Below are 1,840 nucleotides of genomic sequence, written 5' to 3'. Positions count from 1 at the left end.
GGGTCTACGAGGGGGCAACCGCCAGTGGCTCTGTCCGGCCATCCACGATCTGTGCGTCGGGCGCCACGGAGACACAGCCACGGCCCGCCGCCTTGGCGGCATAGCAAGCCGCATCGGCCCTGGCGATGATCTCGTCGACCTCGCCACAATTGGCATTGATCGCAGCCAACCCGATGCTGGCGCCGATCACGTGAGGACGGCCGTCCCAGGTGAAGTCTAGCCCGCCGATCGCATCGATGATGGAGCGCGCCGCGATCTTGGCGCCGGCTGCCGAACCCGATTTCAAAACGACCGCGAATTCGTCGCCGCCGAGGCGAGCGACGATGTCGTCTGGACCAAGCACGCCGCGAATAGCCACGGCAACCCGCTTCAGCAGCGCGTCTCCCGCCGCGTGGCCACCCGTGTCGTTGACCAGTTTGAAGTGGTCGAGGTCGATGAACATGAACTGATGTCCGGCGCCTCCGACCGACCTTGTCGTGTCGCCGACCAACCTTGTCGTGTCGGCGGTGCCGTCCTTGCGCGCCTGGTCGACGAGGTCCTCCATGGCGCGGATGAAGCTGGAGCGGTTGGCAAGGCCGGTCAGCGCATCGTGTGCCGCGGCGTGGGCGAGCTGGCGCTGCAGCGCGCGCGCATCGGTAAAGTCCTGGAAGACGATGACCAGCCCGCAGAATTCGTTGCGGTCGTTGACGATCGGCGACACCACCTGGCGGATGCTGCAGCGCGTGTCGTCGCGCCGGATGAGGACGGCGCGGCTGTTCTGGTCGGCGGGCGCATGAACGCCAACCGCGGGCCGGGTCACGCCGATCCTGTGCCCCGTCTCCTCGTCGACCGCCCAGTAGACATGGCCAAGCATCTTGCCGAGAGCCTCGCCGCCGGCAATCCCGGTCAGCTTTTCGGCGACCGGGTTCATGAAGGTGATCCGGTTTGCGGCATCGGTGCAGATGACGGCATCGCCGATCGATTGCAGCGTCACCCTCAGCCGCTCCTTTTCATCGGCAAGCATTGCCGCCGACACGGTGAGGCGCTCTTCGGCCTCCTTGCGGCGGGTGATGTCGGTCAAGCTGCCGATGGCCCTGATCAGCCGTCCATCCTCATCACGTTCGATGGCCTTGCCGCGGTCGAGGATCCACACCCAGTGGCCATCCTTGTGGCGCATCCTGAACTCGGCCTCAAAGAACGGTGTCTTGCCCTCGAGATGAGCGCGATCCGCTTCGGCGACAGTCTCGCGATCATCAGGATGGATCATCGTCAGCCAGCGGTCGGTGTCGCCATCGAGCTCGCCATCCGCATAGCCCAGCATCTTGACCCAGGTCGAGGAATAGGTCGTGCCGCCCTTGCGCATGTCGAGGTCCCAGACGCCCTGGCCGGCGCCGGCGAGCGCGAAATTCCAACGCGTTTCCGCTTCGGCAATGCGCGCCTCGGCCTGCTTGCGAGCGTCGATGTTCTCGATTTGCGAGACGAGATAGAGCGGGCGGCCGCTGGTCTCATCGCGAATGACCGAACCGGCAAGATGGGCCCAGACGGGCGTTCCGTCCTTGCGGAGATAGCGCTTCTCGCAATGGAAGGAATTGACCGTGCCCGCCTTCAGATCGTCCATCGTCTCCCGCCCGATCTGCTGGTCGTCGGGATGCGTGATCTGGAAGAAAGTCAGCGTCTCGATCTCTTCGCTTGTGTAGCCAAGCATGGCCGCGAAGGCCGGATTGGTCTGGCGGATGCGCCCATCGAGACCGACAACGACGATACCGATCGCTGAATCCTCCATGGCGCGGCGGAAGCGCAGCTCGCTCTCGGCGATCTGTTGGCGATCCATGCTGATCCTGCGGGTGGACAGGGCGGCGAG

General features: G+C 65.0%; 1 protein-coding gene. It reads right to left on the bottom strand.

The window, feature by feature from the left end; genetic code table 11:
• Positions 1 to 4: 4 nt before the first annotated feature.
• A partial coding sequence (locus tag EN879_RS34270) for a PAS domain S-box protein (RefSeq protein WP_127274630.1) occupies positions 5 to 1,840 on the bottom strand: 1,836 nt, incomplete at its 5' end.

It is taken from the genome of Mesorhizobium sp. M7A.F.Ca.AU.002.02.1.1 (assembly GCF_003998535.1).
Classification (GTDB): Bacteria; Pseudomonadota; Alphaproteobacteria; order Rhizobiales; family Rhizobiaceae; genus Mesorhizobium; species Mesorhizobium ciceri.
This window is presented reverse-complemented; position numbering and strand designations above follow the sequence as displayed.